Source organism: Kitasatospora sp. NPDC056531, from assembly GCF_042794375.1.
Classification (GTDB): Bacteria; Actinomycetota; Actinomycetes; order Streptomycetales; family Streptomycetaceae; genus Kitasatospora.
Genome location: NZ_JBHTTU010000072.1, coordinates 15,341 through 34,434, shown reverse-complemented (window position 1 = coordinate 34,434; position 19,094 = coordinate 15,341). Strand labels below are relative to the sequence as shown.

Below are 19,094 nucleotides of genomic sequence, written 5' to 3'. Positions count from 1 at the left end.
GTGGCCGGCCTCCGGCCGGCCGACGGCCCCGACGGCGAGCACTCGGCCCGCCGCCGCTCGGCGCTCTGGCGCCTGCTCGGCGTCTGAGCCCCGCGCGGCCCGTTCACCTCTCCACGCACCGTCTTATCGACACCTGAAGGACCCTCCATGTCCAAGATCCTGACCACGGAGTCCGGCGCCCCGGTCGCCGACAACCAGAACTCGGCCTCGGCCGGCGAGTACGGCCCGCTGCTGATCCAGGACCAGCACCTGCTGGAGAAGCTGGCCCGGTTCAACCGCGAGCGCATCCCGGAGCGCGTCGTGCACGCCCGCGGCTCCGGCGCGTACGGCTACTTCGAGGTCACCGACGAGGTGTCGCAGTACACCCGGGCGGCGTTCCTGTCCGAGGTCGGCAAGCGCACCGAGGTCTTCCTGCGCTTCTCGACCGTGGCCGGAAACCTGGGCGCCAGCGACGCGGTGCGCGACCCGCGCGGCTTCGCGCTGAAGTTCTACACCGAGGACGGCAACTACGACCTCGTCGGCAACAACACCCCGGTGTTCTTCATCAAGGACCCGATCAAGTTCCCCGACTTCATCCACTCGCAGAAGCGCGACCCGTACACCGGCGTGCAGGAGGCGGACAACGTCTGGGACTTCTGGGCCCACTCGCCAGCCTCGACCCACCAGATCACCTGGCTGTTCGGCGACCGCGGCATCCCCGCGTCCTACCGCCACATGAACGGGTACGGCTCGCACACCTACCAGTGGGTCAACGCCGAGGGCGAGGCCTACTGGGTGAAGTACCACTTCAAGACCAACCAGGGCATCCGCAGCCTGGACGGCGACCAGGCCGCCGAGGTGGTCGGCGCCGACGCCGACTCGCACCAGCGCGACCTGCACCAGGCCATCGAGCGCGGGGTGTTCCCGTCCTGGACCCTCTACGTCCAGCTGATGCCGGTAGCCGAGGCCGCGGACTACCGCTTCAACCCCTTCGACCTCACCAAGGTGTGGCCGCACGCGGACTACCCGCTGGTCAAGGTCGGCCGCCTGATGCTCAACAAGAACCCGGAGAACGTCTTCGCCGAGGTCGAGCAGTCCGCGTTCTCGCCGAACAACTTCGTGCCCGGCATCGGCCCCTCCCCGGACAAGATGCTCCAGGGCCGCCTGTTCGCCTACGCCGACGCCCAGCGCTACCGCCTCGGCGTCAACCACACCCTTCTGTCGGTGAACGCCCCGCGCGCCACCGAGGCCAACAACTACGGGCGGGACGGCTCCATGGCCGTCAACAGCGCCGGCCGGGGCAAGAACTACGAGCCCAACTCGTACGACGGCCCGGCCCAGAGCGACAGCGCGCTCGCCGCGCCGGTCAAGGTGGACGGCTACACCGGCACCTACACCACGCCGGCCCACACCAAGGACGACGACTTCTTCCAGGCCGGCGAGCTGTACCGGCTGATGTCGGAGGGCGAGAAGACCCGCCTGATCAACAACATCGCGGGCTTCCTGGCGCAGGTGACGCGGGACGACGTGGTGGAGAAGAACCTGGCCCATTTCCACGCCGCCGACGAGGAGTACGGCGCCCGGCTCGAGGCCGCCGTCGCCAAGCTGCGGGCCGGCGACGAGGGCTGAGCCCTACTCGGGGCCCGGGACTGACTGACCGACCGCCCCTTCCGCGCCCTCACCGGCCGCCGGGCCCGCACCCCGACGGTCGTACGACGGGCCTCTCCCCCTGGGCAGTGGGGGAGGGGCCCGTCGGGCGTTGTGCGGCCGGAGTCGTCGCGCGGGGTCGCGTGTGCGGGTGGGGGCCCGCCGGTACGGGTGGGGCCGCTCGTACCAGCGGGCCCCCTTGTACCGGCGGGACTCCCTTGTACCAGCCGACCGGCAGCTGCTCCACGGAATGTTCACGGATATTCACGGACAGCAGTTGCCGGGGCCACCTGATGGCTAGGCTGGAGGCTGCCCGCGGTCGCTCCGTGGGGGGACATCGGAAGGGGACGACATGTCGACACCAGCCCCGGGTCGTCACGCCGCGCTGGACCAGGGCCTGACGGGCCCGTTCACCTCCCTGCAGCACGCCCTCAGACTGCTGGAGGCCGTCGACCGGCACCCCGACGGCGCGACCCTGGTCGCCCTCGCCCGGGAGACCTCGCTCGGCCTGCCGACCGTCCGGCGGCTCGCGGAGCTCCTGGAGATCGAGGGCTACCTCCAGTGTCAGGACGGCGGTTGGGTGCTCGGCGGCACCTTCGCCCTGCTCGGCCAGCACAACCGGGAGCAGCTCGTCAGGGCCCGGCTGAACCGCAAACTCGCTGAACTCCGGGACGAGTTGGGCGCTGCGGTGTACTTCAGCCGGTACCACGACGGGGAGTTGTCGGTCGAGGCGGTCTCGGCGGCCGACTACGCGCCGGCCGTGCAGGAGTGGGTGGACTTCCGTGCCACCGCGCACGCCAGCGCGATCGGCAAGTGCCTGCTCAGCCAGCTGGACGTGGACGGGCGGCGCGACCACCTCTCCCGGCACCCGGTCGCCCGGCTCACCTCCCGTACGGTCACCGACGCCGACCAGCTGATGCACCGGCTGGAGCGGCAGCCCGCGACGGTGCCGGTGCTGGACATCCAGGAGTACGCGCTCGGCACGGTCTGCGCGGCGGTGCCGATCACGGCGGGCAGCACGGTCGGCTGCCTGGCCACCTCGATGCCGGTGGACAACATCCACAAGCTGAAGGCCGCCGCCGAACTGCTGGCGGCCCAGGCGGCGCCGCTGATGTTGGCGATGGCGGTCTGAGCCCGGGTCGTCGGAGGCTGCACGGCTTCGCCCGGCCCCGCTCGACGGGCCCCGTCGGACGTATCGCGTCCGGCGGGGCCCGTCTGCTTCCCGCTGCTTTCCGACGGAGTGTTTCCGAAAGCGCCCTCCGGTGCACATCACTTATTAGACTCGATGTCGATAAGAGTCGCCGAAGCCCTTGTCGGCGTCGCTACCGGCGAGTACGTTTCCCGGAGTCGAGCCGCCGCCCCCAGGCCAGGAGGGCCCACCATGCCCCGAACCACCCCCGTTCCCGCCCTCGCCGCCCCCGCCGTGCGCGTGCACGACAGCCTCGTTCTGGAGCCCCGGGACGTCCGCTTCGACTGGGCCCGGCTGCCGCTGCACTGGGTCCCGGACGAGCCGATGGCCACCCACATCCTCAACGTGCTGCACCTGCTGCTGCCCGAGGGGGAGCGCTGGTTCGTCAAGGTGTTCAAGGAGGCGCTGCCGCTCATCCGGGACGAGCAGCTGCGCGAGGAGGTGCTCGGGTTCATCGGGCAGGAGGCCATCCACGCCGAGGCGCACCAGGAGGTGCTCGACCACCTGCTCGGCCAGGGGCTCGACCCGCGCCCGTACGTGCGTCAGGTCGCCTGGGTCTTCCAGCGGGTGCTCGGGGACCGGCCGGGGCTGTCCCCTGCGCGGCAGCGTGAGGCCCTCATCGAGCGGGTGGCCGCCATTGCGGCGGTCGAGCACTTCACCGCCTTCCTCGGCAACTGGATCCTCAACTCCCCGGGGCTGGACCGAGCCAAGGCCGACCCGACCATGCTCGACCTGCTGCGCTGGCACGGCGCCGAGGAGGTCGAGCACCGCAGCGTCGCCTTCGACCTGCTGGTTCACCTGGACCCCGGTTATGCGCGCCGGGTCCGCACCATGGCGATGGCCGGCCCGCTGCTGGCCCACCTCTGGGTTCGTGGCGTGCGCTTCCTGCTGGCCGCCGACCCGACGCTGGACGGCCGGCTGCGCCCGAGCTGGCGCGAGGCGTACCGGATCACCAAGCGGGGTCTGCTGCCCGACCCGGTCAAGTCGATCCGATCCGGCCTGCGCTACCTCAAGCCCGGCTACCACCCCACTCAGGAGGGTTCCTCCAGCCAGGCCCTCGGCTACCTCGCCACTTCCCCGGCGGCCCGCGCCGCCGCGGGGCGCTGACGGCGGACAGTCGACAGCTGACAGATTTCAATCGACAGATTTCAGCGAACAGAGAACAGACAACGTCATCTGTCAGCTGTTCGCCGTCCCCTGACGCCAAGGACCGCCGGATGGACCTGCTCACCCCGCCCCCAGACCTTTACGGCCGCCCTCGCGCCGACCGCTTCCTGCGCCGTCTCACCGAGATCCAGGACCGTTACGTACAGGCCCTCGGTGGCCCCCTGCTGCGGCGCAGCCCCCGCCGCCCGCTCAGCCGACCCACCCCGCCGCTCCGGCTGGTGGTCGCCGCGCGCCGCGAACTCGCCGCCGACGTCATCGAGTTGCGCCTCGCCGACCCCTCCGATGGCCAGCTGCCGCCCTGGCAGCCCGGCGCCCACCTGCGCCTCGTCCTGCCCTCCGGGCGCGAGCGCCACTACTCGCTCAGCGGCGACCCGGCCGACCGCCGCAGCTACCGGATCGCCGTCCGGAAGCTGTCCGAGGGCGGCGGCGGGTCCGTCGAGATCCACGACACCCTGCACCCCGGCGCCCGCCTCACCGCCCGCAGCCCGCGCAACGGCTTCGCCTTCTGCGCCGAGCCCACCGTCCTGCTGCTCGCCGGCGGCATCGGTATCACCCCGCTGCTGCCGATGGCCCGCGAGGCCCAGCGCCACGGCCTGGACTGGCGGCTCGTCCACGTCGGCCGCAGCGCCGACACCCTCCCGTACGCGGACGAGCTGCGCGCCCTCGACCCGCACCGCGTGGTGCTGCGCACCGACGACGAGCACGGTGGCGTCCCCACCGGCGCCGAACTGCTCGCCCACGCCCCGCGCGGCGCCGCCGTCTACTGCTGCGGCCCGGCGCCGATGCTCGCCGCCGTCCAGCGGGCCCTGGACGAGTCCCCAGCCTCCGCCCTGCACTTCGAGCGCTTCGGCGCCGCCCCGATCACCGACGGCAAGCCCTTCGCCGTCCGGCTCGGCACCGACGGCCCGACCCTGGAGGTCCCCGCCGACCGCTCCGCCCTGGACGTGCTGCGCGAGGCCCGCCCGAACCTCCCGTACTCCTGCCACCAGGGCTTCTGCGGCACCTGCGAGGTCCGCCTGCGGTCCGGCGCGCCCGACCACCGGGACCGCCGCCTCACCCCCGAGCAGCGCGCCGCCGGCGCCCTGCTGCCCTGCGTCTCCCGGGCCGCCGAGGGCGAGACCCTCGTGCTCGACGTCTAGAAGGAGCCCCCGATGCCCCCGATGGCGAATGCGATCCCGACGTTCCGCTACACCGAACGCGACCTCGACCGCTTCCGCGAGACCCAGCAACTCGCCTACCACTGCGCCGAACAGGTCGCCGCCTGGATCGAACCGGGTGTCACCGAGCGGCAGGCCACCGCCGAGCTGCGCCGCCGCCTGGTCGCCGCCGGGGTGCAGGACTTTTTCCACGTCCCCTTCGCCTGGTTCGGCGACCGTACGGCCTTCCGGCACTTCCACACCCCGCTGCAGTTCTTCGCCGGCAACCGCCGCCTTGAGGAGGGCATGCCGTACGTGCTGGACTGCGCGCCCGTCGTGGACGGCTACACCGCCGACATCGGCTACGGCGGCAAGGTCGGTGAGAACAAGGTGTGGGACCGTCTGGCCGCCGACCTCAAGGTCTACCGCGAGCTGATCCTCGCGGAGGTGCGCGCCCGCAAGCCGCTCAACGAGGTGTACGCGGCCGTGGACGCGCAGATCGCCGCGCACGGCTACGACAACCGCCACCAGGTCTACCCGGGGCGGGTGATCGGCCACCAGGTCACCCGCACCACCGTGCGCGGCCCGGCCGGGGTGAACGTCTTCGGTTTTGGCGTGCGCACCCTGCAGACCCTCGGCCGCGAGCTCATCTTCGAGCGCCTGCACGGCCGTTCACCGCTGTGGGCGGACGGCCGCTCGTCCCGGCACGCGCCCACTCCGGGCCTGTGGGCGGTCGAGCCGCACATCGGCTTCCGCGGCGTGGGCATCAAGTTCGAGGAACTGCTGGTGGTCACCGAGGGCGACGCCTACTGGCTCGACGACGACCTCCCGCACGTCCGCCGCTGGACCGCCGCCGACGAGTCGGCCGCCACAGACGAGCCGGCCGACACCGCCCGGGCCGCCGTTGCCCCGGCCGCCGCCAAGCCGACCGCCACCGACGAGCCGACCGCCCTGGAGGCCACCCGATGACGACCCCGACGACCCCGACGACCCCGACGACCCCGACGACCCCGACGACCCCGGTCCGCCGCCGGACCGTCCACTCCGGCGGCCTCCCGCTCGCCGTCTTCGAGCAGGGCGACCCGGACGCCCCCACCGTCATCCTGGTGCACGGCTACCCGGACACCCACGCCGTCTGGGACGACATCGCCGCCGACCTCGCCCGCGACCACCACGTGGTCCGCTACGACGTGCGCGGCGCCGGCGAGTCGGGCGTCCCCGCCGACCGGGACGGCTACCGCCTGGAGCAGCTCGCCGACGACCTGTTCGCCGTCGCCGACGCGGTCAGCCCGGACCGCCCGGTGCACCTGCTCGCCCACGACTGGGGCTCGATCCAGTCCTGGGAGGCCGTGACGGCCCCCGGCGCCGAGCGCCGGATCGCCTCGTACACCACGATGTCCGGCCCGTCCCTGGACCACATGGGCTACTGGCTGCGCCACCGGTTGCGCCGCCCCACCCCGCGCCACCTCAAGCAACTGCTCCACCAGGGCCTGCACTCCTGGTACATCACCGCCTTCCACCTGCCCTTCCTCGCCCCCGCCGTCTGGCGCCTCGGCCTGGCCCGGGCCTGGCCGCGGGTGCTGCGAGACCTGGAGCACGTCACCCCGCGCGCCGACCACCCCCAGTCCACGCTGCGCCGCGACGCGGTCCGCGGCATCGAGCTGTACCGCGCCAACTTCCGCCCCACGATGGGCAGTCCGCGTGAGCGGCCGACCGAGGTGCCGGTTCAGTTGATCACCCTCACCCGGGACCGCTACGTCGGCACCTACCTCTCCGAGGGCCTGGAGCGCTGGGTGCCCGAGCTGACCCGACGCACGCTGCACGCCGGCCACTGGTCGGCGCTGCTGGAGAAGGGAGCCGCCGTGGCCGGCATGGTCCGCGAGTTCACCGCCCGGATCGAGACCGGGAGCGCGGGCGATGCCCGAACCGCCGAGGGCGACGGCCGGTTGGTGGTCGTCACCGGTGGCGGCAGCGGCATCGGCCGGGCCACCGCGCTGGCCTTCGCCGAGGACGGCGCCCGGGTGGTGGTCTGCGACCTCGACCTCGCGGCCGCCGAGCGCACCGCCGAACTCGCCTCGCTGATCGGCCCGACGGCGCACGCCTACCGGGTGGACGTCTCCGACGGCGCCGCGATGGAGGCCTTCGCGCAGACCGTCGCCGCCGAGCACGGGGTGCCCGACGTGATGGTCAACAACGCGGGCATCGGCCACTCCGGGACCTTCCTGCAGACCACCGAGAAGGAGTGGCAGCGCGTCCTGGACGTCAACCTCTGGGGCGTGATCCACGGCTGCCGCGCCTTCGGCACCCTGATGGCCGACCGCGGACAGGGCGGCCACATCGTCAACGTCTCCTCGGCCGCGGCCTACCTGCCCGCCAAGGCGCTCACCGCGTACGCCACCAGCAAGGCCGCGGTGTTCATGCTCTCGGACTGCCTGCGCGCCGAGTTCGTCGGCCACGGCATCGGCGTCTCCACCATCTGCCCCGGCATCGTCAACACCAACATCACCCGCACCTCCACCTTCTCCGCGACCACCGCCGCCGAGCAGTCCGCCAAGCAGGCCCGCGCCGCCAGGCTCTACGCCCGCCGCGGCTTCCCGCCGGAGAAGGTGGCCGCCGCCATCGTCGGCGCCGTGCGGAGCGGCAAGTCCGTCGTCCCGGTCACGCCCGAGGCCAAGGTCGCCCGCCTGCTCTCCCGCCTCAGTCCCGGCCTGCTGCGCCTGGCCGCCCGTCTGAACGTGACCTGAGACCGCTCCGGGGCCCCTGTCGCCGCAGGGGCCCCAACAGTCCCGGCAGCCCCGGCGACATCAGGAGTTGCAGGTTCCTGCCAACCCTCTCGGACCCGGTGACCGGCCACCCTAGGCTTACCGGCAGGTAACTCACGAGGGGAAACAGGGACTGTGAAGAAGCGTCTGGTTTCGGTAGTGCTCGGTGCGGCCGGTCTGCTCATGGCGATGGCCCCGGGGGCCGTCGCGGCACCCGCCGCCGATGCGCCGAGCACCCAAACCTGCGACGGTGTGACGCTCACCGGCTCGCTGCCGGTCCCGCCCGCGGGCATGTCGGTCCAGCAGACGGTGACGATCGGCTCGGACTGCAAGCCGCAGGAGGGCCCGGTGGCCTACGTCCCGGCCGCGGCCCCGGCCGCCCGCACCGCCGCCAAGGCCCTGGCGGCGGACACCACCGCCACCGGCCACCGCCGGATCACCAGCGCGAACGAGATGTACGACTGCTGCAACATCCGGATGACCGGTCTGTACACCACCTCCGACTGGAACACCGCCGACGGCCAGATCACCACCGCGGCCACCACCGTGACCCAGGGCTTCAACCGCGAGCCGTGGAACGCCGGCTGGTCGGTGGCCTCCGCCACCAACAGCGACGACTGCACCACCAGCTGCGCCGTGGTCAACTCCCAGGCCCACGCGGACTTCTCCTACAAGGGGATCTTCGACGTCACCGGCAACTGGTACGACAACACCCACCACACGTACCTGACCCTCAACCCCGACCTCACCTACTCCTGCACCTTCGACGTGCAGCTGCGCCACACCTTCGTCGGCTGGAACTGGCAGCGCGGCTGCCAGGTGCAGTAGTCCCCGACACCCCCCGGTCCCAGCGGTCCGCGGCGGCAGGCCCAGCCATCGCGACGGCGTCGGGTCGGCGGACCCCGGAACGGTCCGCCGACCCCGCCGTCCCGCCGGCCCGGAAGGCCTCCCGGCCCCGCTCCCCGAGCGGCAACGGGAGGCCTTCCGTCGTCCGCTCCCGTCGGCGGCCGTCGGCCGTCTGCCGCCGTCATCCGCCGTCGGCGAGTCCGCGCCTCCCGCGTCCCGCCGCCCCGGCGGGCACGCAACGTGACGCTCAGGCGGCGTGCGTCCGGGGCGTCACGGCGTCCTCGGGCGCGGCTGCCACGTCGTGGTGGATCGGGCCGTTCCCGGCGCTCAGCGGCAGGCAGCTGCCGCCACGCCGGTGGGCGATGATCTCGGCGGCGACCGAGACCGCCGTCTCCTCGGGGGTGCGGGAGCCCAGGTCGAGGCCGATGGGGGAGCGCAGCCGGGCGAGTTCGGCATCTGTCAGCCCGGCCTCGCGCAGCTTGGCCTCCCGGTCGCGGTGGGTACGGCGCGAGCCCATCGCGCCGACGTAGCCGACCGGCAGCCGCAGGGCGTGCTCCAGCAGCGGGATGTCGAACTTGGCGTCGTGGGTGAGCACGCACAGCACGGTGCGCCCGTCGATCCGGCCGAGCTGGGAGTCGAGGTAGCGGTGCGGCCAGTCGACCACCACCTCGTCCGCCTCGGGGAATCGGCGCGTGGTGGCGAAGACGGGCCGGGCGTCGCAGACCGTGACGTGGTAGCCGAGGAACTTGCCGATCCGCACCACGGCGGCGGCGAAGTCGATCGCGCCGAAGACCAGCATGCGGGGCGCGGGCACGTAGGACTCGACGAAGCAGGTGACGGTCCCCTGCTCGTGCTCGTCGCAGGGCCGCCCGTCCAGGCCGAGCACGATGCGGCCGGTCCGTCCGGCGTCCAACATCGCCCGGGCCTCGGCGATGAGCGCCCGCTCCAGGACGCCGACGGTGGACGGCCCCACCGAGAGCGCCCCGGAGACGTCGTCGGCGGTGACCGCGAGGGTGGCGCCGAGCAGTCCGGCCGGTCCGGCGATCACCCGGGCGAGCGCGACCGGGGTCCCGGCGGCGATGAACGCGAGGCCCGCGTCCATTCCCGGGTCCGCCCCCGGCACGACCGGCTGGACGAACACGTCGAGGATCCCGCCGCAGGTCAGCCCGACCGCGAAGGCGTCCTCGTCGCTGTAGCCGAAGCGCTCCAGCACCGGCTCGCCGCTCTCGATGGCGGCCTGGCACAGCTCGTACACCGCGCCCTCGACGCACCCGCCGGAGACGCTGCCGACCGCCTCCCCGGCCGCGTCCACGGCCAGTGCCGCCCCGGGGTCGCGAGGGGCGCTGCCGGAGACGCCGACCACGGTGGCCACGGCGAAGGAGCGCCCGGACGCGTGCCAGGCCTGCAGCTGCTCGGCGATGTCCTGCATGTCTGAGGCTCCTTACACGGTTTCGACAGTAGCGGGAGAGCCGCCGTACGGGAAACGATCCCGTACGGCGGCGGTGGTGCGCACAGGGTGGTTAGTGCACGCCCAGCAGGGACTTGATCGGTGTGAGCGCGAAGTAGAGCACGAAGACCGCGGTGAGGATCCACATCAGCAGCCCGGGCTCGCGCCACTTGCCCTGGCCGGCCTTGATGACCGAGTACGAGATGACGCCGGCCGCGACGCCCGCCGTGATGCTGTACGTGAACGGCATCAGCACGCAGGTCAGGAAGGCCGGGATGGCGACCTCGCGGTCGGACCAGTCGATGTGCCGGGCCTGGCTCATCATCATCGAGCCGATCACCACCAGGGCGGCGGAGGCGACCTCGACCGGGACGATGCCGGCCAGCGGCGAGAAGAACAGCATCAGGGCGAACAGTCCGCCGGTGACGGTGGAGGCGAGGCCGGTCCGGGCGCCGTCGCCGACCCCGGTCGCGGATTCGACGAAGACGGTCTGGCCGGACGCGCCCGCCAGGCCGCCGACCGCGCCGCCGGCGCCGTCGATGAACAGCGCCTTGGACAGGCCGGGCATCCGGCCCTGCTTGTCGGCCAGTCCGGCCTCGGTGCCGACGCCGATGATGGTGGCCATCGCGTCGAAGAAGCCGGCCAGGACGAGGGTGAACACCGCGACCGAGGCGCTGATCGCGCCCATGCCGTGGCTACCGAAGGCGCCGAACAGGTCGACGTGGCCGAACAGGCTGAAGTCGGGCGCGGAGACCGGGCTGCCGGGCCATACCGGGACGGAGTTCTTCCAGGCCGAGGCCGGCACGTGGGCGACCTTGTTGACGATCATCGCGAGCACGGTGCCGCCGGCGATGCCGATCAGGATCGCGCCCCGGATGCCGCGCGCCATCAGTACGAAGATGGCCAGCAGGGTGACGCAGAAGATCAGCACCGGCCAGCCGGTCAGCTCGCCGGCCGGGCCGAGCGAGAGCGGGGTGGGGCCGCCGGTGTGCATGAAGCCGGCCTTGTAGAGGCCGATGATCGTGACGAACAGGCCGATGCCGATGGTGATCGCGTGCTTGAGCGGCAGCGGGATGCCGTTCATGATCTTCTCGCGCAGTCCGGAGACCACCAGCAGCACGATCAGCAGGCCGTAGATCACGCACAGGCCCATGGCCTGCGACCAGGTGGTGTGGGGGACGACGAGCGCGGAGACCGCGCCCGAGACGGAGAGCCCTGCCGCCAGGGCCAGCGGCACGTTGCCGACCAGGCCCATCAGGAGGGTGGTGACGGCGGCCGCGAGCGCGGTGGCGGTGGTCAGCGCGGCGTGGTCGAGCTTGACGCCGTTGACGTCCGCGCCGCTGAGGATCAGCGGGTTGAGCAGGATGATGTACGCCATCGCCATGAACGTGGTCAGACCGCCGCGCAGTTCGTTGGCGAGGGTCGAGCCGCGGGCCGAGATCTTGAAGTACGCGTCGAGCGCGCCGTTCGGGCGTGGTGCCGGGGACGAGGGGTGGGTCTCGTCCCCGGCGGGTCTGTCTGCTTCGGTGGTGCCGGGCTCCGTGGGGATCCTGGTCATGTCCACTCCCAAGTGTCAAAGGGGGTTGGGGTGGGCGAGCCGACCTGACTGCCAGTCAACGAAGTTGGCACAGGGGGACGGTATCGACTCACTGTGGGGGCGGCACTCGTCGGGGAGTGCCAGCGGTGCAGATGAGGGTGGTGCGCACCACTGCGGAACCCCGGCGTGGGCAGGGCAGCGGGTGGGGGAGGCCCCCGGGGCGGTGGGGAAGACGCGTCACCGCCCCGGGGAGGTCCGTACGTCCGGAGGCATCCGGAGCCCTCCGGAGGTCGTGCTCCCGGAGGTCGTGCTCCCGGAGGTCGAACTTCCGGAGGTCGAACTTCCGGAGGTCGAACTGCCGGGATCAGCCGGGCTGTTCGGTGGTCAGGTGCTCGGGTCGAACCGGGATCCGGTTGAGCGCCAGGCCCGTGGCGTTGCGGATGGCCGCCACGATCGAGGGCGTCGCCGACACGGTCGGCGCCTCGCCGACGCCGCGCAGCCCGTACGGGGCGTGCGGGTCGGGAAGTTCGAGGACGTCCACCGGGATCGGCGGCGTGTCCAGGATGGTGGGGATCAGGTAGTCGGTGAAGGAGGCGTTGCGTACCTTGCCGTCCCGGACGATGATCTCCTCCATCACCGCGAGCCCGAGCGCCTGGGTGCAGCCGCCCTGGATCTGGCCGACCACGGAGAGCGGGTTGAGCGCCTTGCCGACGTCCTGCACGGCGGTCAGCTCGACCACCTTGACCAGGCCCAGCTCCACGTCCACGTCCACCACCGCGCGGTTGGCGCAGAACGTGTACTGGACGTGGCCGAAGCCCTGGCCGGTCTCCTTGTCGAAGGCCTGGGTGGGCCGGTGGTGGTGCTCGCGGGTGAGGTCGATGGCCTCGTCGCCGAGCAGGTCCACCATGGAGACCAGCACACCGGCGCTATCCGAGACGACCTTGCCGCCGGCCAGCGTGATGTCCTTGTGGGTCCAGCCGTAGCGCCGGCGGCCCTTCTCGACCAGCTCCCGCCGGACGGCCTCGGCGGCCAGCTTCACCGCGCCGCCGGTCATGTAGGTCTGGCGCGACGCGGAGGTCGAACCGGCCGACCCCACCTCGGTGTTGGCCGGGTGGATGGTGACCTGCTCGACGCCCAGCTCGGTGCGGGCGATCTGGGCGTGCACGGTGACGCCGCCCTGGCCGACCTCGGCCATTGCGGTGTGCACCATGGCGACCGGCTCGCCGCCGATCACCTCCAGGCGCACCCGGGCGGTGGAGTAGTCGTCGAAGCCCTCGGAGAAGCCGACGTTCTTGATGCCGACCGAGTAGCCGACGCCGCGCACGATGCCCTCGCCGTGCGAGGTGTTGGACAGCGCGCCGGGCAGCGCGCGGACGTCCAGGTGCGCGGTGTCCAGCGGCGGCGGCAGCGGCATCTCCTTGGCGCGGCGCAGCAGTTCGGCCACCGGTGCGGGCGAGTCGATCTGCTGGCCGGTGGGCATGAAGTCGCCCTCCGACATCGCGTTCAGCTGCCGCAACTCCACCGGGTCCATGCCGAGTTCGGCCGCCAGCTTGTCCATCTGCGACTCGTAGCCGAACGCCGCCTGCACCGCGCCGAAACCGCGCATCGCCCCGCAGGACGGGTTGTTGCTGTAGAGCGCGATGGCGTGCATCTTGACGTTCGGGATCACGTACGGGCCGTGCCCGAGCGAGGCCGCGTTGCCGACCACGGCGGGGGAGGCGGAGGCGTACGCGCCGCCGTCCAGCACGATCCGGCAGTCGGCGAAGACCAGCTTGCCGTCCCGGGTCGCGCCGTGCTCGTAGTGCATCCGAGCCGGGTGGCGGTGGACGTGGCCGTAGAAGGACTCGTCCCGGGAGTAGACGATCTTGACGGGCTTGTTGGTGTGCTGGGCCAGCAGGCAGGCGTGGATCTGCATCGAGATGTCCTCGCGGCCGCCGAAGGCGCCGCCGACGCCGGCCAGGGTGAGCCGGACCTTCTCCTCCGGGAGGTCCAGCACCGGGGCCATCTGCTCGCGGTCCACGTGCAGCCACTGGGTGGCGATGTAGAGGTCGATGCCGCCGTCCTCGGCGGGCACCGCGAGGCCGGACTCGGGGCCGAGGAAGGCCTGGTCCTGCATGCCGACCTCGTAGTCGCCGCTGACGATGACGTCCGCCATCGCCCGCACCTCGTCGGTCACGCCGAGGCCGGAGACCAGCTTCTGCTCGTGGCAGACGTTCCCGTACGCGTGCGACTTGTACTCGTGCGGCTCGTGCACGTACCCGTGGGTCTCCGGGTCCAGGCACTGCTCCTCGGTGACGATCGGGGTGAGCACCTCGTACTCGACCTTGATCTTCTTCACCGCGCGGCGGGCCGTCTCCGGGTGGTCGGCGGCGACCAGCGCGATCGCCTCGCCGTGGTACCGGATCTTGTCGATGGCCAGGGCCGGCTGGTCCTGGATCTCCAGGCCGTAGTACTTGGAGCCGGGGATGTCCTCGTGGGTCAGCACCGCGTAGACGCCGGGCACCTTGAGCGCCTCGGAGATGTCCACCGAGAGGATGTTCGCCCGGGGGTGCGGCGAGCGCAGCGCCATACCCCACAGCATGTCCTCGTGCCACATGTCCGACGAGTACGCGAACTCGCCCTTGACCTTCAGGTTGCCGTCCGGGCGCAGCGGCGAGCCGCCGATGCCGTCCTTGGACGCCTGGTTGATGTTCTGCAGGTTCTTCTGCCCCTGGATGGTCCGACTGCTCATTCCGAACCAGCCCCCTCACCGGCGCACTTGCGGGCGGAGGCGAGCCGCACCGCGTCCATGATCTTCTCGTAGCCGGTGCAGCGGCACAGGTTGCCCGACAGCGCCTCGCGGATGTCGTTGTCGCTCGGCTGGGCGTCGCGCTCCAGCAGCGCGTCGGTCTGCACCAGCAGCCCCGGGGTGCAGAAGCCGCACTGGACTGCGCCGGCGTCGATGAACGCCTGCTGGACCAGGCCCAGTTCGCCGTCCTCCTCGGCCAGGCCCTCGACCGTGCGCACCTCGCGGTCCTGTACCTGGCCTGCCGCGACCAGGCAGGAGCAGACCGGCACGCCGTCCAGGTAGACGGTGCACGAGCCGCACTCGCCCTGCTCACAGGCATTCTTCGAGCCCGGCAGGCCGACGCGCTCGCGCAGCACGTAGAGCAGGCTCTCGCCCTCCCACACGTCGTCGGCCTCGACCGGCTTGCCGTTGGCGGTGAACGTGACCCTCATGCCGCGCTCCTGATCTGCTTGCTGTAGTCGTTCCAACACCACGTGAGGGTGCGGCGGGCCATCACGGCCAGCGCGTGCCGCCGGTAGTCGGCGGTGCCCCGGACGTCGTCGATGGGGGAGGCGGCGGCCTTCACCAGCTCGCCGAAGCGCTGGATCACCTCGGTGCCCAGCAGCTCGCCGGACTGCCAGAGCCCGCGCTCGGCGAGCACGCCCTGCAGGTACTCCTCGGCCTCGACGGCGCGGCGCGGCGTGGGGGCAGCCGAACCGATACCGGTGCCGACGGTTCCGTCCTTGGGGTGCAGGGCGAAGCCGAACGCGCAGACCGCGATCACCATGGCGTTGCGGGTGCCGATCTTCGAGAACTGCTGCGGGCCGTCCGCGACCGGGATGTGCACGGCGCGGATCAGCTCGTCCGCCTCCAGGCAGTTGCGCTTGACCCCGACGTAGAACTCGTCGATCGGGATCATCCGGGTGCCGCGCACCGAGGCCGCCTCGACGAACACGTCCCGCCCGGCCGCCAGCAACGCCGGGTGGGAGTCGCCGGCCGGGGAGGCCGCGCCCAGGTTGCCGCCGACGCCGCCGCGGTTGCGGATCTGCGGGGAGCCGACGGTGTGGGCCGCCAGCGCGAGCCCGGGCAGCGGCCCGGACAGCTCCGCGATGATCCGGGCGTACGGTACGGAGGCGCCGAGCCGGACGACGCTGCCGTCGTTCGTCCATTCGGTGAGCTCGGTGACGCGGTTCAGGTCGAGAATCGCGGATGGCCGGTGCACGTCGAAGTTCAGCTCGACCATGACGTCCGTGCCACCCGCGATGGGCAGCGCGGTCGGGTACTCAGCCTTCGCCGCGAGAGCCTCGTCCCAGGTGGCGGGCCGAAGGAACTCCATGCGGGTGTCTCCTCAAGTCTTCGCCGACCGGGTGTCCGGTGGCGTGTCGCCCAGTGAACCCCTGTGACGGGGGCCACTGGCAGTCACCGATGGCATGAAGCCCCGGCTGTGGTCCCGCCCGGCATCCTGTACGTTCCTCTAAGGAAGACAATCCCGCAGCCCAGGTGTTCGCCGAGTGCTACCTACGACCGTAATCCGGCCGTGACGGACGGTCTACGGGCTCGTGACCCGGCGACCCGCTGGTACGTAACGCCGAGCACTGATGTTCGGGCACACTGTCACCCCCGGACCGGACGTCCGACCACCGCCTCCCCTCGATCAGGCCCCCTGATCCCCGTTCCAGCCGTCGTTCAAGCCCCTGTTCGTGCCCCTGTTCCAGCCTTCTGGTCCAGCCCCCGTAAGGAGTCCGCGGATGCGTGTCCGTGACCTGCTCGCCCCCGGCGCCCCGCGACTGCGCCTGCTCGCGGCCGAGGAGGAGCTGGACCGGCAGGTCAGCGGTGTGATGACCACGGACCTGCACGACCCCGGCCGCTACCTGCACGGCGGCGAGCTGGTGCTCACCGGGATGCTCTGGCGCGGCAGCCCGGCCGACTCCGAGCGCTTCGTCCGGACCATCGCGGCCGGCGGCGCGGTCGCCCTGGCGGCCGGCGAGGCCGAGGTCGGCCCGGTGCCCGAGGACCTGGTCGAGGCCTGCCGCCGGCACCGGATGCCGCTGCTGGCCGTCCCCGACGACATCGCCTTCGGCACCGTCACCGAGTTCATCGGCCGTCAGGTCTCCGCCGACCGCGCCGCCGACCTCGCCGCCCTGGTCGACCGGCACCGGCTGCTGGTCTCGGCGGCCGGCGGCGGCGGGCTGGACGCCGTGCTGGACCTGCTCGGCGGCGACCTCGACCTGGACTGCTGGGTGCTCACCCCGACCGGCGCGGTGATCGCCGGCCCCGCCGACCGGCTCACCGCCGAGGACCGCGACCAGCTGGTCCGCGCCCACCTCGCCGCGCAGCGCCAGCGCCGCCGGCCCCCGCACCGGGCCCGACTGGCCGGCGGCGCCTACTCGCTGCTGCCCGCCGCGGCCTCCGCCGAGCACGAGGCGCCGCAGGCTTGCAGTCCGCTGGCCGACTGGATGCTCGCGGTCGCCGGCGACGTCACCGAGTGGACCACCAAGCGCCAGCAGCTCGCCGACAACCTGGCCCGGCTGGTCGCCGCCGAACGCCACCGCCGGGACGAGGGCCGCCGGCTGCGCCGCCGCCTGGCCGACGAACTGCTCGCCCTGCTGCGCCGCGACGCCGACCCGGCGGAGATCAGCCGCACCCTGTACGCCTCCTCGGCGATGGCCGCCCGCTACGAGAGCCCCGAGCCCAAGTCCCACCCCCAGGAGGACTCCTGGCTGGTGCTCAGCGCCGAGGGCACCGGCCTGCCCGAGGGCATGGTGCGGGCCGTCCTGGAGGAGGCGCTCGGCGGCACCGCCGACCGCGCGCTGGTCGCCGGCTCGGGCAACGGCGCCGTGGTGGTGCTGCCCGCCCTGGACAGCCCGGTGCCCGCCGACACCCTGCGCGACCTGCTCGCCCCGCTGGAGGCCGGACTCGGCTCGGAAGGGCGGATCACCCTCGGCGTCTCCGCCCCCGCCTCCGAGGCCGGCGGCCTGCGCGGCGCCCTGGAGGAGGCCCGGCACGCCCGCCGGATCGCCGCCGCCCGGGTCGGCCGGGTCTGCGTGGCCGGCCCCGAGGAGCTGGCCTCGCACGTGCTGCTGCTGGCCGCCGTCCCGGACGAGGTCCGCCGCGCCTTCCGCAGCCGGCTGCTGGACAAGGTGATCGCGTACGACATCGAGCACCAGGCGGACCTGGTGCGCACCTTGGAGGCCTTCCTGCGCTCGGACGGCTCCTGGACCCGCTGCGCCGGGCAGCTGCACGTCCACGTCAACACCCTGCGCTACCGGATCGGCCGGATCGAGGAGTTGACCGGGCGGGACCTCTCCCGGCTGGAGGACCGGGTGGACTTCTACCTGGCGCTGGAGCTGGCCTGACGGCACCCGGCCCGGGAGGACGCCGAGGGCCCGCCGCGAACGTTCGCGGCGGGCCCTCGGTCGTGCTGACGGTCGGTTACTGCACCGGGATGATCGTGGTCAGCCACTCGAAGGCGCTGGGGACCATCTTCTTCCACATGTCGGTGGTGTGCGGGCCGGTGCTCTCCTCGACCTGGACCTTGGTCGGGTCCTTGGCCGCGGCGGCGATCGCCTGGCCGTCCTCGTAGCCGTCGCCCTTGGCGCCGCTGACCAGCAGGGCGACCTTCGGCGGCTGCTGGGCGGTCTTGAGGATGTTGACCGGGTTGTTGGCCTCGCGCAGCTTCGCGTCCTTGCCGACCAGCGAGTCCGGCTCGCTCGCGGGGTCATTGTAGCCGGACATCGCGATGGCGGCGCGGTAGCGGTTCGGGTGGGCCAGCGAGAGCTTGGCGGCGCAGTGGGCGCCGGCCGAGTAGCCGGCGATCGCCCAGCGGTCCGCGGACGGGTCGGCGCGGAAGTTGTCCATCACCATCTGCGGGACGTCGCGGGTGATCCAGGCGTCGGCGTTGATCTTGCCGGGGATGTCGGTGCAGCCCGCGTCCTGGTGGCTGCCCAGCAGCAGCGTGCGCGGCGAGACCAGGATGAACGGCGCGACCTTGCCCTGCTGCATCAGCGGCTTGAGCTGCTCGGACACCTTGAGGGTGCCGTACCAGGTGGAGGAGGAGCCGGGGTAGCCCGGGATCAGCTCGACCACCGGGAACTTCTTGTCCTTGAACGCCGGGTCGTTGTACTGCGGCGGCAGCCAGACCAGCACCTCGCCGTCGACGCCGGAGACCTGGCCCTTGAGGTCGGTCTTCTGGACGTCGCCGGGCACCGCCGGGTCGTTCACGCCGCCGAACTTCTGCAGCACCTTCGGGGGCTGCTTGCCGGCGTCGCCGGACTGGCCGTTCTGGGCGTTGCCCCCGGCCGGGTCCGCCGGCGGCACCGAGGGCACCGCGCGGACGTGGTCACCGGTGCCGAGCAGGTCGTCCCAGTTGCCGTAGATCAGGTTGGCGTTGTTGACCATCACGAAGACCATCAGCACGGCCGTGACCTGACAGAACATGATCATGACGATCCGGGAGAGGACCCGCACCGGATGGGGGCCGCGCACCTTCCCCCAGAACAGCAACGCCACTGTGATGGAGACCGGCACAAGAATGACGGTGAGGATGAAGAATGGCGTACCTGTCAGTTCCATCAAGTTCTCGTATCCGGGTCGCTGGCCGCCCGGGCCCCACTCGCC

The 19,094-nt window shown here is 72.1% G+C and carries 14 protein-coding genes; 8 read left to right on the top strand and 6 right to left on the bottom strand.

Features of this window, described 5'->3' with window-relative positions; genetic code table 11:
* The first annotated feature begins 147 nt into the window (after nucleotides 1-147).
* From ACFQ87_RS35035 to ACFQ87_RS35005, 7 genes are all read left to right on the top strand, one after another.
* Nucleotides 148-1,608, top strand: coding sequence for a catalase (locus tag ACFQ87_RS35035; protein ID WP_380614956.1), 1,461 nt, complete (start codon nucleotides 148-150; stop codon nucleotides 1,606-1,608).
* Between the two features lie 370 nt (nucleotides 1,609-1,978).
* The gene (locus tag ACFQ87_RS35030) at nucleotides 1,979-2,758 is read left to right on the top strand and encodes an IclR family transcriptional regulator (protein ID WP_380614955.1); all 780 of its coding nucleotides are present in this window, start codon (nucleotides 1,979-1,981) and stop codon (nucleotides 2,756-2,758) included.
* Between the two features lie 249 nt (nucleotides 2,759-3,007).
* Nucleotides 3,008-3,922 (top strand): metal-dependent hydrolase, encoded by a 915-nt coding sequence (locus ACFQ87_RS35025; protein ID WP_380614954.1) that lies wholly within the window; start codon nucleotides 3,008-3,010, stop codon nucleotides 3,920-3,922.
* Between the two features lie 110 nt (nucleotides 3,923-4,032).
* The gene (locus ACFQ87_RS35020) at nucleotides 4,033-5,121 is read left to right on the top strand and encodes a PDR/VanB family oxidoreductase (protein ID WP_380614953.1); all 1,089 of its coding nucleotides are present in this window, start codon (nucleotides 4,033-4,035) and stop codon (nucleotides 5,119-5,121) included.
* A gap of 12 nt (nucleotides 5,122-5,133) precedes the next feature.
* A complete protein-coding gene (locus tag ACFQ87_RS35015) occupies nucleotides 5,134-6,087 on the top strand; it encodes a M24 family metallopeptidase (protein WP_380614952.1) in 954 nt (317 codons plus the stop codon).
* The gene (locus ACFQ87_RS35010) at nucleotides 6,084-7,862 is read left to right on the top strand and encodes an SDR family oxidoreductase (protein ID WP_380614951.1); all 1,779 of its coding nucleotides are present in this window, start codon (nucleotides 6,084-6,086) and stop codon (nucleotides 7,860-7,862) included. Before ACFQ87_RS35015 ends, ACFQ87_RS35010 begins: the two co-directional genes overlap by 4 nt.
* Nucleotides 7,863-8,015: 153 nt before the next feature.
* Nucleotides 8,016-8,708, top strand: coding sequence for a hypothetical protein (locus ACFQ87_RS35005; protein ID WP_380614950.1), 693 nt, complete (start codon nucleotides 8,016-8,018; stop codon nucleotides 8,706-8,708).
* Between the two features lie 265 nt (nucleotides 8,709-8,973).
* Here the strand turns inward: ACFQ87_RS35005 and ACFQ87_RS35000 are convergent, their stop codons facing one another.
* The 5 genes from ACFQ87_RS35000 to ACFQ87_RS34980 all read right to left on the bottom strand — a co-directional run bounded on the left by ACFQ87_RS35000 (nucleotide 8,974) and on the right by ACFQ87_RS34980 (nucleotide 15,813).
* The gene (locus ACFQ87_RS35000; RefSeq protein WP_380614949.1) at nucleotides 8,974-10,155 is read right to left on the bottom strand and encodes an XdhC family protein; all 1,182 of its coding nucleotides are present in this window, start codon (nucleotides 10,153-10,155) and stop codon (nucleotides 8,974-8,976) included.
* 91 nt (nucleotides 10,156-10,246) lie between these two features.
* Nucleotides 10,247-11,731 (bottom strand): NCS2 family permease, encoded by a 1,485-nt coding sequence (locus ACFQ87_RS34995; RefSeq protein ID WP_380614948.1) that lies wholly within the window; start codon nucleotides 11,729-11,731, stop codon nucleotides 10,247-10,249.
* Nucleotides 11,732-12,074: 343 nt separating this feature from the next.
* Entirely contained in the window at nucleotides 12,075-14,441 is a 2,367-nt protein-coding gene (gene pucD / locus ACFQ87_RS34990; RefSeq protein ID WP_380614947.1) for a xanthine dehydrogenase subunit D, read from the bottom strand.
* Nucleotides 14,438-14,929, bottom strand: coding sequence for a (2Fe-2S)-binding protein (locus tag ACFQ87_RS34985; protein WP_380614946.1), 492 nt, complete (start codon nucleotides 14,927-14,929; stop codon nucleotides 14,438-14,440). Before ACFQ87_RS34985 ends, pucD begins: the two co-directional genes overlap by 4 nt.
* Nucleotides 14,926-15,813 (bottom strand): FAD binding domain-containing protein, encoded by an 888-nt coding sequence (locus ACFQ87_RS34980; RefSeq protein ID WP_380614945.1) that lies wholly within the window; start codon nucleotides 15,811-15,813, stop codon nucleotides 14,926-14,928. Before ACFQ87_RS34980 ends, ACFQ87_RS34985 begins: the two co-directional genes overlap by 4 nt.
* Nucleotides 15,814-16,225: 412 nt before the next feature.
* Here ACFQ87_RS34980 and ACFQ87_RS34975 point away from each other — a divergent pair, with 412 nt between their 5' ends.
* Nucleotides 16,226-17,833 carry a PucR family transcriptional regulator gene (locus ACFQ87_RS34975; protein WP_380614944.1) on the top strand — a complete coding sequence of 536 codons (1,608 nt, stop codon included), beginning with the start codon at nucleotides 16,226-16,228 and terminating at the stop codon, nucleotides 17,831-17,833.
* A 76-nt stretch (nucleotides 17,834-17,909) separates the two neighbouring features.
* Here the strand turns inward: ACFQ87_RS34975 and ACFQ87_RS34970 are convergent, their stop codons facing one another.
* On the bottom strand, nucleotides 17,910-19,049 hold the full coding sequence (locus ACFQ87_RS34970; protein WP_380614943.1) for an alpha/beta hydrolase: 1,140 nt from the start codon (nucleotides 19,047-19,049) through the stop codon (nucleotides 17,910-17,912).
* Nucleotides 19,050-19,094: the final 45 nt, after the last annotated feature.